The sequence below is a fragment of the uncultured Microbacterium sp. genome, from assembly GCF_963521645.1.
Classification (GTDB): domain Bacteria; phylum Actinomycetota; class Actinomycetes; order Actinomycetales; family Microbacteriaceae; genus Microbacterium.
This window is the reverse complement of sequence record NZ_CAUQVQ010000054.1, coordinates 1-17,363: the sequence shown is the minus strand read 5'-3', so window position 1 is coordinate 17,363 and position 17,363 is coordinate 1. Positions and strand designations below refer to the sequence as shown.

General features: G+C 69.8%; 20 protein-coding genes. 9 read left to right on the top strand and 11 right to left on the bottom strand.

From position 1 onward, the window contains the following. From RWO82_RS11410 to RWO82_RS11390, 5 genes are all read left to right on the top strand, one after another. On the top strand, positions 1–450 hold a 450-nt coding region (locus RWO82_RS11410), incomplete at its 5' end, for a DUF993 family protein (protein ID WP_314427010.1). Next, complete coding sequence (locus RWO82_RS11405; RefSeq protein ID WP_314427007.1) at positions 447–1,310, top strand: sugar phosphate isomerase/epimerase family protein; 864 nt, start codon at positions 447–449, stop codon at positions 1,308–1,310. The genes RWO82_RS11410 and RWO82_RS11405, both read left to right, overlap by 4 nt. 94 nt (positions 1,311–1,404) lie before the next feature. Continuing rightward, entirely contained in the window at positions 1,405–2,202 is a 798-nt protein-coding gene (locus RWO82_RS11400) for a TIM barrel protein (RefSeq protein WP_314427004.1), read from the top strand. 83 nt (positions 2,203–2,285) lie between these two features. Next, positions 2,286–3,344, top strand: a complete 1,059-nt coding sequence (locus RWO82_RS11395) for a LacI family DNA-binding transcriptional regulator (protein ID WP_314427001.1) — start codon at positions 2,286–2,288, stop codon at positions 3,342–3,344. Then, the gene (locus RWO82_RS11390) at positions 3,341–4,441 is read left to right on the top strand and encodes a glycerate kinase (RefSeq protein ID WP_314426998.1); all 1,101 of its coding nucleotides are present in this window, start codon (positions 3,341–3,343) and stop codon (positions 4,439–4,441) included. The genes RWO82_RS11395 and RWO82_RS11390 overlap by 4 nt, the downstream gene beginning before the upstream one ends. A 227-nt stretch (positions 4,442–4,668) precedes the next feature. Here RWO82_RS11390 and pgm read toward each other — a convergent pair whose 3' ends face one another. Continuing rightward, a complete protein-coding gene (pgm, locus tag RWO82_RS11385) occupies positions 4,669–6,312 on the bottom strand; it encodes a phosphoglucomutase (alpha-D-glucose-1,6-bisphosphate-dependent) (RefSeq protein WP_314426996.1) in 1,644 nt (547 codons plus the stop codon). Positions 6,313–6,374: 62 nt separating this feature from the next. Here pgm and pheA point away from each other — a divergent pair, with 62 nt between their 5' ends. Next, positions 6,375–7,325 carry a prephenate dehydratase gene (pheA, locus tag RWO82_RS11380; RefSeq protein WP_314426994.1) on the top strand — a complete coding sequence of 317 codons (951 nt, stop codon included), beginning with the start codon at positions 6,375–6,377 and terminating at the stop codon, positions 7,323–7,325. Positions 7,326–7,450: 125 nt separating this feature from the next. Here the strand turns inward: pheA and RWO82_RS11375 are convergent, their stop codons facing one another. The 5 genes from RWO82_RS11375 to RWO82_RS11355 all read right to left on the bottom strand — a co-directional run bounded on the left by RWO82_RS11375 (position 7,451) and on the right by RWO82_RS11355 (position 11,071). After that, entirely contained in the window at positions 7,451–7,660 is a 210-nt protein-coding gene (locus tag RWO82_RS11375; protein WP_314426991.1) for a methyltransferase, read from the bottom strand. A 292-nt stretch (positions 7,661–7,952) separates the two neighbouring features. Further along, a complete protein-coding gene (locus RWO82_RS11370; RefSeq protein WP_314426988.1) occupies positions 7,953–8,873 on the bottom strand; it encodes a hypothetical protein in 921 nt (306 codons plus the stop codon). A gap of 371 nt (positions 8,874–9,244) precedes the next feature. Next, positions 9,245–10,285 (bottom strand): LLM class flavin-dependent oxidoreductase, encoded by a 1,041-nt coding sequence (locus tag RWO82_RS11365; protein ID WP_314426986.1) that lies wholly within the window; start codon positions 10,283–10,285, stop codon positions 9,245–9,247. A 66-nt stretch (positions 10,286–10,351) separates the two neighbouring features. Then, on the bottom strand, positions 10,352–10,588 hold the full coding sequence (locus RWO82_RS11360) for a DUF2795 domain-containing protein (protein ID WP_314426984.1): 237 nt from the start codon (positions 10,586–10,588) through the stop codon (positions 10,352–10,354). A 60-nt stretch (positions 10,589–10,648) separates the two neighbouring features. Next, on the bottom strand, positions 10,649–11,071 hold the full coding sequence (locus tag RWO82_RS11355; RefSeq protein ID WP_314426982.1) for an Hsp20/alpha crystallin family protein: 423 nt from the start codon (positions 11,069–11,071) through the stop codon (positions 10,649–10,651). A gap of 123 nt (positions 11,072–11,194) precedes the next feature. On the opposite strand from RWO82_RS11355, the gene RWO82_RS11350 reads away from it, so the two are divergent. Together RWO82_RS11350 and RWO82_RS11345 are read left to right on the top strand one after the other, a co-directional pair. After that, positions 11,195–11,479, top strand: a complete 285-nt coding sequence (locus RWO82_RS11350; RefSeq protein WP_314426979.1) for a MerR family transcriptional regulator — start codon at positions 11,195–11,197, stop codon at positions 11,477–11,479. A gap of 48 nt (positions 11,480–11,527) precedes the next feature. After that, positions 11,528–13,258 carry a cation:proton antiporter gene (locus RWO82_RS11345; protein ID WP_314426977.1) on the top strand — a complete coding sequence of 577 codons (1,731 nt, stop codon included), beginning with the start codon at positions 11,528–11,530 and terminating at the stop codon, positions 13,256–13,258. Between the two features lie 51 nt (positions 13,259–13,309). On the opposite strand, the gene RWO82_RS11340 is transcribed toward RWO82_RS11345, so the two are convergent. The 5 genes from RWO82_RS11340 to RWO82_RS11320 all read right to left on the bottom strand — a co-directional run bounded on the left by RWO82_RS11340 (position 13,310) and on the right by RWO82_RS11320 (position 16,782). Next, entirely contained in the window at positions 13,310–14,737 is a 1,428-nt protein-coding gene (locus RWO82_RS11340) for a dicarboxylate/amino acid:cation symporter (RefSeq protein WP_314426973.1), read from the bottom strand. Between the two features lie 140 nt (positions 14,738–14,877). After that, entirely contained in the window at positions 14,878–15,219 is a 342-nt protein-coding gene (locus RWO82_RS11335) for a hypothetical protein (RefSeq protein ID WP_314426970.1), read from the bottom strand. A gap of 77 nt (positions 15,220–15,296) precedes the next feature. Further along, positions 15,297–15,527 (bottom strand): helix-turn-helix transcriptional regulator, encoded by a 231-nt coding sequence (locus RWO82_RS11330; protein WP_314426968.1) that lies wholly within the window; start codon positions 15,525–15,527, stop codon positions 15,297–15,299. Next, the gene (locus tag RWO82_RS11325) at positions 15,524–16,162 is read right to left on the bottom strand and encodes a DUF2975 domain-containing protein (protein WP_314426965.1); all 639 of its coding nucleotides are present in this window, start codon (positions 16,160–16,162) and stop codon (positions 15,524–15,526) included. The genes RWO82_RS11330 and RWO82_RS11325 overlap by 4 nt, the downstream gene beginning before the upstream one ends. Further along, positions 16,162–16,782, bottom strand: a complete 621-nt coding sequence (locus RWO82_RS11320) for a DUF2975 domain-containing protein (protein WP_314426962.1) — start codon at positions 16,780–16,782, stop codon at positions 16,162–16,164. Before RWO82_RS11320 ends, RWO82_RS11325 begins: the two co-directional genes overlap by 1 nt. Before the next feature lie 229 nt (positions 16,783–17,011). Here RWO82_RS11320 and RWO82_RS11315 point away from each other — a divergent pair. Continuing rightward, positions 17,012–17,363: Clp protease N-terminal domain-containing protein (locus tag RWO82_RS11315; protein ID WP_314426959.1), on the top strand; the 352-nt coding region annotated here is incomplete at its 3' end.

The window sequence follows — 17,363 nt, the reverse complement described above, 5'->3', positions numbered from 1 at the left end:
ACCGGTGACGACTTCAACTACGTCGGCCTGATCGGCGGCGACACCACCCGGTCGTCGAGCGAGGAGCGAAGCACCGAGACGAAACGCCCCCACTCCGACGCCCTGCTCGGTGCCTTCGCGGCGATCACCCCGGTGGCGTCCGCGGCGATCCAGGCTCTCGATGCCGGCGACACGGGCCGCTACGTCGAGATCCTGGGCCCGACCGAGGAGCTCAGCCGTCAGGTCTTCGCGGCTCCGACCTTCTACTACAAGACGGGTGTCGCGTTCCTCGCGTGGCTCAACGGGCATCAGCCCGCGTTCCAGATGGTCGGCGGCCTGCACTCGGCGCGCAGCCTGCCGCACCTCAGCCGCATCGTCGAGCTCGCGAACTCCTCGCTCGCGTTGGAGGACCCCGAGCTCGCGCGCGAGCGCTGGCACGGGATGCTCCGGCTGAACGGAGTATCGCTGTGACCGTCGATCCCCGCCTGTCGATCAACCAGGCCACGATCAAGCACGCCGATCTCGCGACCGCTCTGCGGGTGACGGCGGATGCCGGCATCCAGGCCATCGGTCTGTGGCGCGAGCCCGTGAACGAGGTGGGACTCGACGTCGCCGCCCGCATGCTCGCGGACTCGGGGCTGCGGTTCACGACGCACTGCCGAGGCGGATTCTTCACCCTCCCCGCGGGCCCCGAGCGCGTCGCCGCCCTCGACGACAACCGCCGTGCGATCGACGAGACCGCGGCGCTCGCCGCCGCAGGGGCCGAGGGATCGACCGCTGTGCTCGTGCTCGTCGCCGGCGGGCTGCCCGTCGGCTCACGCGACCTGATCGGGGCGCGCGAGCGTGTACGCGACGCGATCGGAGATCTCGCGGCCGACGCGAAGGCCGCGGGCGTGACGCTCGCGATCGAGCCTCTGCATCCGATGTACGCCTCGGATCGCGCGGTCGTCTCGACGCTGGGCCAGGCGCTCGACATCGCGGCCGACTTCGACGCCGAGGTCGTGGGGGCGGCCGTCGACACCTTCCACATCTGGTGGGACCCGCAGGTGCTCGACCAGATCGCTCGGGCGGGCCGCGAGGGCCGCATCGCGACCTATCAGGTGTGCGACTGGAAGACCCCGCTCGCCGCCGACGTGCTGCTGTCTCGGCATTACCCCGGCGAGGGCGTGATCGACTTCGGCTCGCTCACCCGCGCCGTGATCGAGACCGGATACGACCGCGACATCGAGGTCGAGATCTTCCACGCCGACGTCTGGGCGGATGCTCCCGAGAACGTCGTGCGACGCACGGCCGAGGCGTTCGCGTCCGCCATCTCGCCGCACCTGCGCTGACGAGCGCCGACGGGGCGCGCCTGCGTCCGCGCTGCGCGGTGCCGTGCTCACGCATCGGGTCGAGCTCAGGCCGCGCCCCTGAGAGGATGACTGCATGACGAGGATCAGACCCGGTCTGTGTTCGGTGACCTTCCGCTCGCTCGATGCCGAAGAGGTCATCGGACTCGCCGCAGAGGCCCAGCTCGAGGTCATCGAGTGGGGCGGCGACGTGCATGTGCCGGCAGGCGACATCGAACGCGCGGCGCAGGTCGCCACCGACACGTCGGATGCCGGGCTGATCTCGTGCTCATACGGGTCGTACTTCCGGGCCGGCGCCGACGAATCGCTCACTCCGGTGCTCGACAGTGCGGAGGCGCTCGGAGTGGACAGAGTGCGCATCTGGGCCGGGCGGCTCGGGTCGGGAGAGGCATCCGAGGAGCACTGGGCCGGGATCGTCGCCAGGCTGCGCGATGCGGCGGAAGAGGCGGATGCTCGCGCCATCGGCCTCGCGCTCGAGTTCCACTCCGGCACGCTCGCAGACACGGCGCCTGCGACGCTGCGGCTGCTCGGGCAGGTCGACCACCCGGCCCTCAGCACGTATTGGCAGCCGACGGTGGGGGCCAGCGTCGAGAGCGTGCTCGCCGAGTACCGCGCGCTCGCCGCGCACACGAGCGCTGCGCATGTCTTCTCCTGGTGGCCGGCACAGGAGCGACTCCCGCTTCGAGCCAGGGACGCGCTGTGGACGCGATTCTTCGCCGAGGCCATGGGTGCGTCGGGGGGTTCGGCGAGCGCGACTCCCGGCGAGGCGGCGCCGCCGAGGGTGCGAGATGCGCTGCTCGAGTTCCTGCCGGGCGATGACCCCCGGCTGCTCACGACCGAGGCCGCCGCCCTGCGCGCCTACCTGTCGGTATAGCCCGCCATGTCGCTCGTGCACGGCCCGCACCCGACGAGCGCGTGGTCCCGGTGCGCGCGGCTGCGCCGCAGTATGCTCAGGGCATGAGCCAGCCGGAAAGCCCTTCCCGCGTGCGCCAGCCGCGCCACGCGCGGGGCGCCGCCCCGACACTGCACGACGTGGCCCGTGAGGCCGGAGTATCACTCGCGACGGCATCTCGCGTCCTCAACGGATCGGAGCGCAAAGTCGCCGAGTCCTTCCGCGAACGCGTCGAGCGCGCCGCCGCAGAACTCGGATACACGGCCAACGTGTCGGCGCAGGCGACCGCGCGTGGGACCTCACCCGTGATCGCACTGCTCGTCGCCGACATCGCCGATCCGTACTTCGGGCTGATCGCCGCGGGCGTCGCGCGAGGCGCCGACGAGCAGGGCCTCGTCGTCACGATCGCCATCACCGAACGAGACCCCGCCCGCGAGGCGCGCATCGTCAGGGCGCTGCGCGGACAGCGGCCGCAGGGGCTGATCCTCGCGGCGTCGCGCACATCGCAGATCGACGACTCCGACACGACGCGCGAACTCGCCGAGTACGCCCGGTTCGGCGGCCGCGTCGTGACCTTCGGAGTGGGGAGCGCCGCGAATCGGCATGTCGAGATCGACAACCGCGCCGGGGCGGAACTGCTGGGACGCCGCATGGCCGCGCTCGGCTATCGCTCGGCGATCGCGATCGCGGCGGCCGAGGGCGTGCTGACATCTGACGAGCGTCTCGCCGGATTCCGCGCGGGCTTCGCATCCGAGGGCGGCTCGGTCGAGCGAGTGATCCGCGGCGACTTCCGACGCGAATCGGGGGCGCAGGCGATGACGGCGGCGCTCGCCGACGGCGTCGAGTCGGGCACTCTCGTGTTCGGCATGAGCGACGTCGTCGCGATCGGCGCCATGGCGGCGATCCGCGAGGCCGGACGCGAGGTCGGCGCCGACATCGCGGTGTGCGGATTCGACGACGTTCCGTCGAGCAGCGACGTCACGCCGGCGCTCACGACCGTGCACGTGCCGCTCAGCGAGGTCGGATACCAGGCCTTCCGTGCCACGGTCGACGCCGACTGGCAGCAGGCCGCCCTGCCGCTCGAGGTCGTCGTGCGGGCCAGCACTCCGGGCGTCGCCCGATGACGACGGTGGTGCTGGCGCCCGACAGCTTCAAGGGCACCATCGCCGCGGCGGATGCTGCGGCATCGCTCGCCGACGGATGGGCCTCGGTCGATGCCGCGGCGACGTTCGTGCATCGCCCGATGGCAGACGGCGGCGAGGGCACGGTGGCCGCGTTCGAGGCCGCGGTGCCGGGTGCGGAGCGGATGCCGATCGTCGTCGACGGCCCTGCGGGCGCGCAGATCGAGACGAGCTGGCTGCTTCTGCCCGCGACGCCCGAGAGTCCCGCGGGGACGGGAGTCATCGATCTCGCGTCGACCTCGGGCATCGAACTGCTCGATGGGCTGCGCCCGTGGGATGCGGACACCACGGGCTTCGGTCAGGCGATCGCCGCGGCTCTCGACCACGGCGTCTCGCGACTGGTCGTCGGGATCGGTTCGAGCGCGTCGACAGACGGCGGCACGGGGATGCTGGCCGCGCTCGGTGCACGCTTCCTCGACGCATCGGGGGCGCCGGTCGTCCGCGGCGCGAGGGGCCTCGCCGACATCGAGAGCGTCGACCTCTCGGGGCTGCGCACCCCGCCCGAGGTGCGCGTGCTCACAGACGTCACGAATCCGCTGACCGGACCGCGCGGAGCGGCGGCGGTCTTCGGCCCGCAGAAGGGACTCGACGGCGACGACATCACGCGTGCCGACGCCGCGCTCGAACGGCTGGCCGCGCTGCTGGCCCTCGACCCGGCGCTGCCGGGAGCGGGGGCCGCCGGAGGCACAGGCGCCGCCCTCGTCGTGTGGGGCGCCACGCTCGCGCCCGGTGCGGCCGAGGTGGCCGCGCTCATCGGCATCGCCGACGCGATCGCGGGCGCCGACGTCGTGATCACGGGCGAAGGATCGTACGACGGGCAGTCGGGCGACGGGAAGGTCCCGTCGTTCATCGCCGGACTCGCCGCAGCCGCCGGGGCGGCGCCTCTGCTCGCGGCCGGACGCATAACGGCCGACTCCGATGCGGAGCTGTTCGCGGCATCCGTCTCGCTCACCGAGATCGCCGGCTCGTCGGATGCCGCGCTCACCGACCCCGCACGCTGGCTGCGCGAGGCCGGCGCCGTACTCGCCCGCTCGGTCTGACCGCCGCGCGATCGGCACCGGCGAGGCGTAGCTTCTCGCACCGCGGGCGCGCCGGGCGGGGTCAGTTTCGCACCGCGGGTGCTGAGCGGGGTCGCTTTCGCACGGGGATGGGCCGATTTGGATGCGTTTTCGACCGGCACGGGGCGGCAACCGCGCGGCGGACATGCTTCGGCCCCCGCGCAGAGGTGTGCGCGGGGGCCGAAGCGGGACGGACGAAAGCGGTCGGATCAGTCGCCGAGTGCCGCCGCGACCACGGCGCGAGCCTCGGCCTGCACCTCGGCGAGATGCTCGGGGCCGCGCAGGCTCTCGGCGTACAGCTTGTAGACGTCTTCCGTGCCCGACGGGCGGGCTGCGAACCAGGCGTGCTCGGTCTGCACCTTGAGGCCGCCGATCGCCGCGCCGTTTCCGGGGGCGTTCGACAGCTTGGCGGTGATCTCCTCACCGGCGAGCGTCGTGGCCGAGACGGCATCCGGAGCCAGCTTGCCGAGCGTGGCCTTCTGCGCGGGAGTGGCCGGGGCGTCGACGCGCTGGTAGGCCGACGAACCGAAGGCCTGCTCCAGCTCGGCGTACCGCTCCGACGGTGTCTTGCCGGTCACGGCGATGATCTCGGCCGCGAGCAGGCACAGCAGGATGCCGTCCTTGTCGGTCGACCAGACCGTGCCGTCCTTGCGCAGGAAGGATGCTCCGGCAGACTCCTCGCCGCCGAACGCGACCGATCCGTCGAGCAGACCGGGCACGAACCACTTGAAGCCCACGGGCACCTCGAGCAGGCGGCGTCCGAGCGACTCGGCCACTCTGTCGATGATCATCGACGACACGAGGGTCTTGCCGATCGCGGCGTCGCGCGGCCACTCGGTGCGGTGCGAGAACAGGTAGTCGATCGCGACGGCCAGGTAGTGGTTCGGGTTCATCAGCCCGGCGTCGGGAGTCACGATGCCGTGGCGATCGGCATCCGCGTCGTTGCCGGTGAGCACGTCGTAGTCGCCCTTCTTGGCGACGAGCGAGGCCATGGCAGACGGAGACGACGGATCCATGCGGATCTTCTCGTCCCAGTCGAGCGTCATGAACCGCCAGGTCGGATCGACCTCGGGGTTCACGACCGTCAGGTCGATGCCGTACACCTCTTTGATGAGCGCCCAGTACTCCACGGATGCGCCGCCGAGCGGATCAGCGCCGATGCGGACTCCGGCCGCGCGGATCGCATCGATGTCGATGATCGTCTCGAGGTCGCGCACATAGGCGTCGCGGAAGTCGTAGCCGGGCAGCGCGTCCCAGTCGATGTCGGCGAAGCGCTCGCGCTTGACCTCGGCCAGTCCGCCGGCGATCAGCTCGTTGGCGCGGTCGGCGATCCAGCCGGTCGCGTCGGTGTCGGCCGGTCCGCCGTGCGGCGGGTTGTACTTGAAGCCGCCGTCACGCGGCGGGTTGTGCGACGGGGTGACGACGATGCCGTCGGCGCGGCCGGCAGCATCCGGGGCGAGGTCGCGGTTGAACGTGAGGATCGCGTGGCTGAGTGCGGGCGTCGGCACCCATGCGTCGCGCGAATCGACTCGCACGTCGACGCCGTTGGCCACCAGCACCTCGATCGCGCTGCGCTCGGCGGGCAGCGACAGAGCATGGGTGTCGCGCCCGAGGAAGAGCGGCCCGGTGATCCCCTGGCTCGCACGGTAGTCGACGATCGCCTGGGTCGTCGCGAGGATGTGGTTCTCGTTGAAGCTGTTCGAGAGCGAAGAGCCGCGATGGCCGCTCGTGCCGAAGGCGACGCGTTCGGCGGCGACCTCGGGGGTCGGAACGCGGTCGTAGTAGGCGGCGATCAGCTCGTCGACATCGATCAGATCGGATTCTTCGGCGGGAAGGCCGGCACGGCTCGTCATGCACACAGTCTGCCCCGATCTCGGCCCGCGCGCATCTTCTGGGCCCGCGTCGGTGCCCTAAGGTGAAACGCGTGACCGAACGCCGCACCTACAGCTATCTGGGCCCCGCCGGAACATTCACCGAGGCGGCGCTCGATCAGGTCGCCGAGGCGCGCGGTCAGGAACGACGTGCGGTGCACAACGTCGGCGAGGCCCTCGCAGACGTGCTCGAAGGGCGCAGCGACGCGGCGATGATCGCGATCGAGAACTCGATCGAGGGCGGCGTCTCGACCACACAGGATGCTCTCGCCACGCTGCCGGGTCTGCGGATCATCGGCGAATACCTCGTGCCCGTGAACTTCGTGCTCGTGGCGCCTCGGGGCACGACGCTGGCCGATGTGCAGGTCATCGCGGCGCATCCGGTGGCCTACGCGCAGTGCCACACCTGGCTCGGCGAGAACCTTCCGACGCACTCGCACGTGCCCGCAGCGAGCAACGTCGCCTCGGCGATCGGCGTGCTCGACGGATCGCTGCCCGCGCAGGCGGCCATCGCGGCGCCCGGGGTCGTGAAGCACCTCGACGTCGACGTGCTCGCCGAAGGCATCGGCGACAACGCGCAGGCGGTGACGCGCTTCGTGCTCGTCACCCGCACCACCACGGCCCCGGCTCCGACCGGCGCCGACAAGACCTCGCTCATCGTCGAACTGCCCAACGACCACCCGGGTTCGCTGCTCGAGATGCTCGAGCAGTTCTCGACCCGCGGCATCAACCTCTCGCTGATCCAGTCGCGACCGATCGGCGACGAGCTCGGCCGCTATCGGTTCGTGATCGACGCCGACGGTCACATCGAGCACGAGCGCATGGCAGACGCCCTCCTCGGCATCCGTCGTTTCAGCCCCCGCGTGGTGTTCCTCGGGTCGTACCCGCGCGCCGACCGTCAGATCGTGCAGTATCCCGACCGCTACGACGACGAGGTGTTCGTCGAGGCGCGCGACTGGCTGCGCGGAATCTTGAGCGGCGCGCCCGACGCCTGACCGGCTGCGGAACAAGAGCTCTGGTCGGCGGCGCGCCCGTTCGAGGAGAGAGCGGTCAGCGCACGGCGGTCGCGAGAATGACCCGCGACCGCGTCGCCCCTCTGCCCCGCCCTCCCGTTCGACGGTCAGTGTTCGCGGAACATCGGCCACCCGCTGCCCGGCAGCATGTGCGAGTGCAGCGCGCCCTTCGCCGATTCCAGGGTCGGATACGTGCCGGTCGCGGCATCGGATCCCGCCATGACCACGGTGTACCCCTCGTCGTCGTGTCGGATGCTGCCGACGACTCCGTTCGTGCCGTACGCCACCCACAGCGCCCGCGTCTTGGTAGTGCTCATCATCGAACCCCTTCCATCGAGGGTGACGCTACGCCTCTAACTTCCGGAATACCAGCCCTTGACGCGCGTCGCGGGCGCGGCGTCGCGGGGTGGCGGTCGCGCGGTCGTGCGCGCGGGGTCGCTTCTGCACCGCCGCCGCCTGGGTGGGGTCACTTTCGCACGGTCTGGTGTGCGGGGTCACTTTCGCACAGCGCGGGGGCAGTACGGGTGCAGAAGTGACCCCGGCTGACGGTACGGGGGCGGCACGGCGCGGAAGTGACCCCGGCTGCGGGGCGGGGCGGGTGGGCGACAGTCAGCGGCGGGATGCTATCGCGCGACGGATGCGATCCATCAGCGGCTGCGGGTCGTCGAGGTCGAGCTGCGTGACTCGGATCACGATCCATCCACGGTCTTCGAGGTCGCGCTGCCGCCGGATGTCGCGCCGCCACTGGTCACGGCTGGTTCGATGGCCATCGCCCTCGTATTCGATCGCGATCCTGAGGGAGGGATATGCCAGGTCGCTCCGGGCGATGAGGATGCCGTTCTCGCGAATCTCGTACTGCACAGCGGGCTCAGGGAGGCCTTCGGCCACGATGTGCAGCCTCGTCTCGGTCTCCTTGGGTGATTCGACACCCTCGCGCGCCCGAAGCAGGGCCTCTCGCACCCGCCCTGAGCCGGGAAAGCGCCCCCAGAATCGGAGTCTGTGCTCGATGTCGTCGACGGAGATCGGTGGACGCCCCGGACTGAGTCCCGGATAGTTGGACGCGGTCGTGATCAGCGCGTCGACCGCGACGACCAGTTGATCCTGGGTCAGGGTCGCCGCGCACATGAACAGCGCCGCGACGGGATCGATGACCGGGATTCCGCCGACCCTCCAGGGGTCGGCCCGTCCTGCTGCCAGGCGTCGGCCCGTGACGCCTCGGGTGCGGGGGCGAGCCGAACCGGTCGTCACGACCACGACGATCGCCGCTTCGACACTCCAGCCGCCGGGGTGCGGATACCCCCATATCCGGAGCGCGGCCTCTCCGCCGATGAGCTGGCCACGGCGCAGACGGGGAACGAGGGCGGCGACCCGTTGGAGCGGCGTCTCTGCCGGGACGGTCGAACGAACGCCGCAGAACGGCCGGGCAAGATCGCGCGCGGCGACACGACCGCGCCCGACACCCACCGCTTCTGCCTGCCGAACGGTGAAGTGACGGCCGAGTTCTTCGGGCAGAGGTATTCGATGGCGCATCCCTCCACGATCGGAGTTCGGGTGCGCGGCACGGAGCCGAGGCTCGGTCATTCCCCGGGAGATGTGCACAAGTCGCTGTTGTGAGCAGCATCCGCGGTACGTCTCACGAGCGACATGCGGGGCCACTTTCGCACCGGCGACCTCGTGCGGGGCCACTTCTGCATCGCACAGCCGCTTGCGGGATGCGAAATCGACCCCGCAACAGAGAGGGATGCGAAATTGGCCTCGCAGCAAGGCGGGATGACGCAGGGCGGGACCCCGCAGCAGAGGGCGGGACCCCGCAGCAGAGGGCGGGACCGCGCAGCAGAGGGCGGGACCGCGCAGCAGAGGGCGGGACCCCGCAGCAGAGGGCGGGACGCCCCCGCCCGGTGCTACAGCGCGGCGGCGACGAGCTCGAGAGTCTGGGCGCGGCCGGCGGCGGCGTCGCGCGGCTCCGACTCGTAGGCTCCGGCGACGGGCGAGAGCATGACCTCATCGACGCCGTACTTCTCGGCGAACGCCCGCAGTTCGGCGGCGACCGATTCTCCGGTTCCGACGAACCAGCGTGAGCGCGCGGCGGCGACGACCTGGTCGGTGGCCGCGTCGGATTCTGCCGCGAGCGCCTCTTCGACGGTCTCGAGGGCGACGAGCGGCTTGTTCAGGCGGAGTCGTGCCATCATGCGCAGCTGCGGCAGGGCGCGTGCTTCGGCTTCGTCCTGCGTCGCGGCGGCGACGACGTTGACGGTCAAGAAGGTCCGGGGCTCGGGGTGCTCCGCGCTCGGCTGGTAGCCCGAGCGATAGAGGTCGAGAGCGCGCTCGAGGCCCTGACCCGAGAAGTGGTTCGCGAAGACGTAGGGGAGTCCGTGCGATGCCGCGAGCTGGGCCGAGTAGTCGCTCGAGCCCAGCAGCCAGACCTCGGGGCTGCCGGTCGCGGCGGGCGTCGCGTGCACCGTGTACTCGCCGCCCGAGGTGAATCGCACCGAGGCGCCTTCCCCCGAGATGAGCGCGGCGATGTCCTGCACGTTGCGCGGGAACTGCTCGACATCGCTCGTGGTGCCCGATCCGCGCAGCAGCTGGGTGATGACGGGATCGCTGCCCGGAGCGCGGCCGAGACCGAGGTCGATGCGTCCGGGGGCGATGGCCTCGAGCGCGGCGAACTGCTCGGCGACGATGAGCGGGGCGTGGTTCGGCAGCATGACGCCGCCCGACCCGAGGCGGATCTGCGATGTGCGCATAGCCGCGGCGGCGATCAGCACCGGGGGAGTCGTGGAGGCCACGGCCGGCATGTTGTGGTGCTCGGCGAACCAGTAGCGGCGGTAGCCGAGTCGGTCGGCGGTCGCGGCGAGATCGAGAGAGGAGGAGATCGCCTCGGCGCTGGTCTGGCCGGTGCGTACCGGGACGAGGTCGAGGACGGAGAGCGCTGTGGAAGTCATCCCCGAATGCAACGGCGGGAGCGGGTGGGGAATTCCCGCCCCCGCCGCGCCGTCGCCGAAGCGACGTCAGGCTGCGACGAAACCCGAGGATGCCGCGGGTGCGAGCTCCTCGATCAGCCCACGGCGCGCGAGGTGGTAGCGGATGTGCCAGGCCGCGCTGAAGCTCTGCTCGGGAAGCTGAGCGAGCACGGCTCGGTCGTCGCCGCCGAGGCCGTCGCGGGCCGCTTCGCGAAGCAGATCATCCCGCGTCGCCGGGTACTCCATTCCGCGGAGGAATCGGTCGAGTGCAGGTGAGGTGTGCATGGATTCGTCCTTTCCGGAGGGAGGGCCGGTGGGCCGGAGCGCACCCCGGCCCACCGGCGTTCAGGCGGTGATCGACTGTCGGCTGTCGCTCGACGCGACCTCGATCTTGCGCGGCTTCGCGCGCTCGCTGACCGGGATGATCACCGAGAGCACGCCGCTCTCGTACGAGGCGCTGATGGCATCGAGGTCGACCCCGTCGCCGAGCGAGAACTGACGGAGGAACGAGCCCGCTCCGCGTTCGCGGGCGAGCCAGCGGACACCTTCGCGACCGTCGGCCGTGCGCTGCGCGCGGATCGTGAGCTGCCCGCCGTCGAGATCGACGTCGATCGAACCCGGGTCGATGCCGGGGAGGTCGGCGTGCAGGACGTACCTGTCGCCGTCGCGGAACAGGTCCACCGGCATGAGACGCGGTGCGCGGACGGAGTCCAGCACGCTCGCGGCGAAGCGGTCGAGCTGACTGAACGGATCGAATGACATGGCCATGAGTGTCTCCTTTCGAGTGGCCCGGATGGGCGGTGGGGGTTGCAGATTATCTGCAACCGTTGCTATAGATTTGTTATAGAACACCGCGAGATAGAATGCAAGTGCCACGAGAGGACGGTGTCGATGAACGATCGCGATCCGAGCCTGCCGGTCTACGGCATCGCCGTCGCCGCGCAGCTCAGCGGTGTTCCCGAGGCCAGCCTGCGTCTGTTCGAGGCCAAGGGTCTCGTGAGTCCTGCCCGCAGCGACGGAGGCACCCGGCGATACAGCGACGACGACCTCGAGCGCATCCGTCGGGTGACGGGTCTGCGTGTCGAGGGCATCAACATCGTCGGCATCCGGCGCGTGCTCGACCTCGAAGACGAGAACGCGGGCCTTCGCGACGAACTCGCCGAAGGGCGGGACTGACCCGCACCTGCCCCCGGCACCCGGAGGCGGGGGCAGTACTTTAGGGGCATGGATGCCGAGATCTTCTACGTGCTCGTCGGTGCGGTCGTGGTGGCCGCCATCGCCCGATGGCGCGGGTGGCCGGCACCGCTGCTCGTCACGGTGGTCGCGCTCGCGGCATCCTTCCTGCCGTTCGTGCCCGAGGTCGAGATCGACGGTCACCTGCTGCTGAACCTCGTTCTGCCGCCGCTGCTCTACTCCGCCGCCCTGGATGTGTCGTTCGTGGGCTTCAAGCGCAGCCTCCCTCAGATCCGGCGCCTCGGGATCACCCTCGTGCTCCTCACCGCGCTCGCCGTCGGGTTCATCGCGTGGTGGATCCTGCCGTCGCTGACACTGCCCGGTGCCCTGCTGCTCGGTGCGATCGTGGCTCCGCCCGACGCCGTCTCGGCCGCCGCGATCGGCCGCAAGCTCGGCCTGCCGCGGCGCATCATGACCGTGCTGTCGGGCGAGAGCCTGATCAACGACGCGACCTCGCTCACGCTCTACCGGGTGTTCGCCGCGATCATCGCGGGGGCGACGCTCACCGTCTGGGACGGTGTGTGGCAGTTCCTGCTCGCCGTCGGCGTGGGTGTCGCGGTGGGGCTCGTGTTCGGTGTCGTGCTGCACCAGCTGCGCATGCGCATCAGCGACCCCGTCGTGATCGGCACCTTCGGGCTGCTCGCGCCGTTCGGGGCCTATGCGATCGCCGAGCACCTGCTCGGGTCCGGCGTGCTGGCAGTGGTCGCGATGGGTCTCTACGTCGGGTACAACTCGCCCCGCACCGATTACACGACGCGTCAGCAGGAGGCTCCGCTGTGGCTCTCGGCCGACCTGCTGCTCGAGAGCTTCGTGTTCGCCTACATCGGTCTGCAGTTCCCGCGGGTGATCAGCGACCTCGGCGGCGAGGAGGTCGGCCGCATCCTGCTGCTGTCGGGCGTCGTGCTCCTCGTCGTGCTTGTGGTTCGTCCGCTGTACGTCTACCCGGCGAATCTGTGGGCCAACTTCCAAGACCGCCGCCGCCTCGAACGCTGGGACCGCACGGTCGAATCCGGAGCCTTCGATGAACGCCGCCGGGAGTCGAAACGCTGGAAGGACTACAGCGCCGACGAGCTGCGATCGAAGATCGTGCGCGACCGCATGGCCGGCCTGCAGCTCACGTGGAAGGACAACGCCGTCATCTCGTGGGCGGGCATGCGCGGCGTCGTCACCCTGGCGACCGCGCTCGCCGCCGCCGACCTCGCCGCTCTGGACACGGAGCCCTCGCATGCGATCGTGGTCGTCGCGTTCGTCGTGACGGTGGGCACGCTGCTGCTGCAGGGATTGACGCTTCCCGTGCTGATCCGCGGGCTCGGCATCGCCAGCGACGTCGATGAGGAGGAGGACGAGAGAGCGATCGCCGAGGTCAGGGCCAAGAGTCGAGAGGCCGGCAAGGCGTTCCTCGCCGAGAAGCGCGTCGAGTGGGAGGCGAAGTACGGGGCCGTCGACATGGGCGTCTTCGACGCGTTCACGAAGCGCATGACCAGGGTCGAGAAGGACACGGATGAGGCGCAGCAGGTCGAGGATGCGGTCGCACGGCCCTCGTACGACGACCTCGCCGCGCTCACTCGCGGCTGGCTGCAGGTGCGCCGCGACATCCTGCTCGCCGAACGCGACGCCGGCAACCTCGACGAGGAGGTCATGCGCGAGCTGATGACGGCGATGGACGCCGAGGAGCTGGCGCTCGACACGCGCAGCGCGACCCGCCAGCAGAGTCGCGCCTAGCACGCAGGAGCGCCCCGCCCCGGAAGGGGCGAGGCGCTCGGAGCACACGGGTCAGCGGGTGCCGGCCGGCTCCTTCTCGGATGCCGCGGCGTCGACCTCCTGGGCGTCGTCGTCGGCCGAGTCGTCGGCGAACGGCAGCCCCTCCCGAGGTGCGTTGTAGAGACCCTCGTCGAGGATCCCCTCGCGCTTGGCGACGATCGTGGGCACGAGGGCCTGGCCCGCGACGTTGACCGCGGTGCGGCCCATGTCGAGGATCGGGTCGATCGCGAGCAGCAGCCCGACGCCCTCGAGCGGCAGCCCGAGCGTCGACAGCGTCAGGGTGAGCATGACCGTCGCGCCTGTTGTCCCCGCCGTCGCCGCAGAGCCGACGACCGAGACGAGCACGATCAGCAGGTACTGCACGAGGTTGAGCTCGATGCCGAAGAACTGCGCGACGAAGATCGCGGCGATGGCCGGGTAGATCGCGGCGCATCCGTCCATCTTGGTGGTCGCCCCGAACGGCACGGCGAACGAGGCGTACGAGCGGGGCACGCCGAGGTTGCGCTCGGTGACGCGCTCGGTGAGGGGGAGGGTGCCGATCGACGAGCGGCTGACGAACGCCAGCTGCACGGCCGGCCAGACGCCGGAGAAGTACTGCCTGATCGACAGCCCGTGGGTCTTGACCAGCACCGGGTACACGACGAACAGCACGAGCGCGAGGCCGACGTAGATCGCGATCGCGAACCAGCCGAGCGAGGCGAGCTTCTCCCAGCCGTACTTCACCACGGCGGCACCGATCAGGCCGAACGTGCCGAGAGGCGCGATGCGGATGATCCACCACAGCACGCGCTGGATCACCTTGAGCAGCGACTCGGTGAACGCGAGGAACGGTTCGGCCTTCTTGCCGGCCTTGAGCGCGGCGATCCCCACGGCGACCGCGACGACGATGACCTGCAGGATGTTGAAGTTCACGCTCGACGAGAACGTGCCGTCCGTGGCGCCGGGGTTCGTGCTCACGCTGAGTCCGAGGAAGTTCTGCGGGATGAGTCCGAGCAGGAAGTTCCACCACGTGCCGACCGTGTACGGATCGCCGGGCTCGAGGCCCTCACCCGCGCGGTTGCCCGGCTGGATCACGAGGCCGAGCGTGATGCCGATCACCACGGCGATGAACGCGGTGATCGCGAACCACAGCAGCGTCTGGCCCGCGAGTCGAGCGGCGTTCTGCACGCGACGCAGGTTCGAGATGCTCGCGACGATCGCGGTGAAGATCAGCGGCACGACGGCGGCGCGCAGCAGCGTGACGTACGAGCTGCCGATCGTGTCGAGGGTGGCGGACAGCCCGTTGGGGTTGTCGGCCGTGGCGCCGAGCTGACGGGCGATCAGGCCGGCGGCGATGCCGAGGACGAGGGCTGCGAGGATCTGGAAGCCGAACGACGTCAGCAGCTTCCGGACGGGACCGCGGGTGTCTGGCGCCTTCGTGGGGCGGGCGGTGGTGCTCATGCGTGGAACTCCAGAATCGGTGCGCGCCGTGTGCGCGCTGTCCGTCCACGCTAGGAGTGCCGGGGTCGTCCGCAGGGGGAGATGACGAAGGATGACGGCTGCCGAGGCATCCGTCATCCTTCGTCATCGGCGGGGGAGGGCTACTGCGCGAAGCACTCCTCCTGCTTGTCCTGGAGGATCTGCGTGGTCATCGCCTTCTCCTCCTCGTTCTTCTGCTTGTCCTCGCCGTCGGCGATGTAGCCGAGCGTCTCGTCGCTCAACTCGGAGTCGACGAGCGCCTCGGCGAAGCACGTCGCGGCGTCGTCCGAGATGGCATCGGGGAAACCCTGATCCTCGTACACCTGCTGGATGCCGTCGGCGACCTGGTCGGCACTCGGACGGGCCGACCCGCCGCAGGCTGCGAGAGAGAGCGCGAGAGCGGCGATGGGGAGTGTCATCAGGATGCGGGAGCGGGTGCGCGGTGACGTGTCGGTGACGATCATGCCCCCGACGGTATCGCTCCATAGGGAATGCACAGAAGGGGTTGCGCGTCAGGGGCGGTCGCCGATACTGCTCGTGATCAGGCGAGGACGAGCAGCTCGCCGACCTCGCAGCCGAGCGCATCGCAGATCGCTCGCAGCGTCGAGTACCGGATGGCCCGCGCCCTGTCGTTCTTCAGGACCGACAGATTCACGATGCTCACTCCCACGCGGGCGCTCAGCTCGGTGAGCGTCATGCCCCGCTCGGCCAGCAGCTCGTCGAGCCGGCAGTGGATGCCGGTGGCCTCGTCGTCGTTCTCGGGCGGAGTCATACGAGCCCCCGGGTGTCGTGCTCGAGCACCGCGTTCTCGCGCTGCAGGCGGATGCCCTGCCGGAAGGCTGCGGCGATCAGACCCACCGCGACGCCTGTGGCGAAGAGGGGGACGATCGACCAGAACTCGATCGGATGAACCGGCCCCTCGGTCTCGAGTCCCATCGCGGCGGTCACACCGTTCAGGCCGACGTTCTCGAGCAACACGATCAGCACCGGTGCGAGCACGAGCGTCCAGCCGATCGCATCGAACGCGCGTGCGTTGCCCCGCACGAAGAAGCGTCCGCGGAGGAGGTTCCACGCGACGACCATCACGCAGACGATCACGATCAGCGGCGCCAGCGCCCACAGGGCGAGCGATCCGATGATCGCGGCGGTCGAGACGGGGTCGACTCCCGCGGCGAAGACCATCGCCTCCTGAGCGATCCCCTCGACTGAGGCGGCCCCCGAGTCGACGGTCGCGTCGATCGGCTGCTCGTCGATCGGGATGGACCACGCGATGCCCTGGTCTCGGAACGTTCCGAGTATGCGGAGCACCGTGCTGATCGCCGTCACGACGAGAGCGGCGGCGCCGAAGAGGATCACGGTCACCGCGTCGGCGGTCTGTGAGCGGGTGACTGCGGTGGGCGCATTCATCAGACGAGTCCTTCCGTGTCGCGCTGCAGGCGGTCGCCGATGGCGAAGACCGTCGAGATCAGTGCGATCACGAACGCCGCGAGGATGAAGGTGAACGGCTCGATGCTGATCATGACGGTGTCGACGCGGTTGTCGGTGACCGCGGCCACCGTGGCGTTGGCGAGCATGTTGTCGAAGAACCGCACGGACGCGAAGCCGACGAGCCCGGTGATGCCGGCTGTCGAGACGAGCGCTGTGTGTCCGCGGCTGAAGATGCGTCCACGGAGGGTGCTGCGTGCGAGGAGGATCAGGCATCCGATCACGACGACGATCGTGACGATCTGCAGCACTTGGCCGATGATGCCCGGTATCGCCGCCATCGCGGGGAGCTGAGGCGCGGTGATCGTCGCGCTGTCGAGACCGGCGGCCACGGTGTCGACCGCCGACAGGGCGACCTCGACTGGGGCCTGGGTGCTGGCGAACTTGACGAGCACCGGCACGTCCACACCACGGGCCAGCTCGATGATCCGGATGACCGAGTACACGGACACCGAGATCGCGATGAGCACGCCCGCGATGCAGAAGCCGACCAGTGCGGCACTGTCCCCGCGAGAGAGCGTGCGGGTCTTCGTCGAGGTCATCATCCACTCCTTATCGATCTTCGATATTACCGATAGTCGTTAACATAACGAGAATCGATATGAAGGTCAACCTCGCGCTCGCGGGCACTGCCGTCAGCGGCCGTCCTGGCGCTATGCCGACGGCGAACACGGGCATACGTGATCCGCACGGTGGTTACTCTCGATGTACAGGCGCGGAGACCGTCGCAGGACTCAGCGCTTCGCCCCAGTGCGAATAAGGAGTCACAGCATGTTCGAGAGATTCACGGACCGAGCCCGTCGAGTGGTCGTCCTCGCCCAAGAAGAGGCGAAGATGCTCAACCACAACTACATCGGCACCGAGCACATCCTGCTCGGCCTCATCCACGAGGGTGAGGGTGTCGCAGCCAAGGCGCTCGAAAGCCTCGGCATCTCCCTTGACGCCGTCCGCGAGCAGGTTCAGGACATCATCGGCCAGGGTCAGCAGCAGCCGACCGGCCACATCCCGTTCACGCCGCGCGCCAAGAAGGTGCTCGAGCTCAGCCTCCGCGAGGCTCTGCAGCTCGGTCACAACTACATCGGCACCGAGCACATCCTGCTCGGCCTCATCCGCGAGGGTGAGG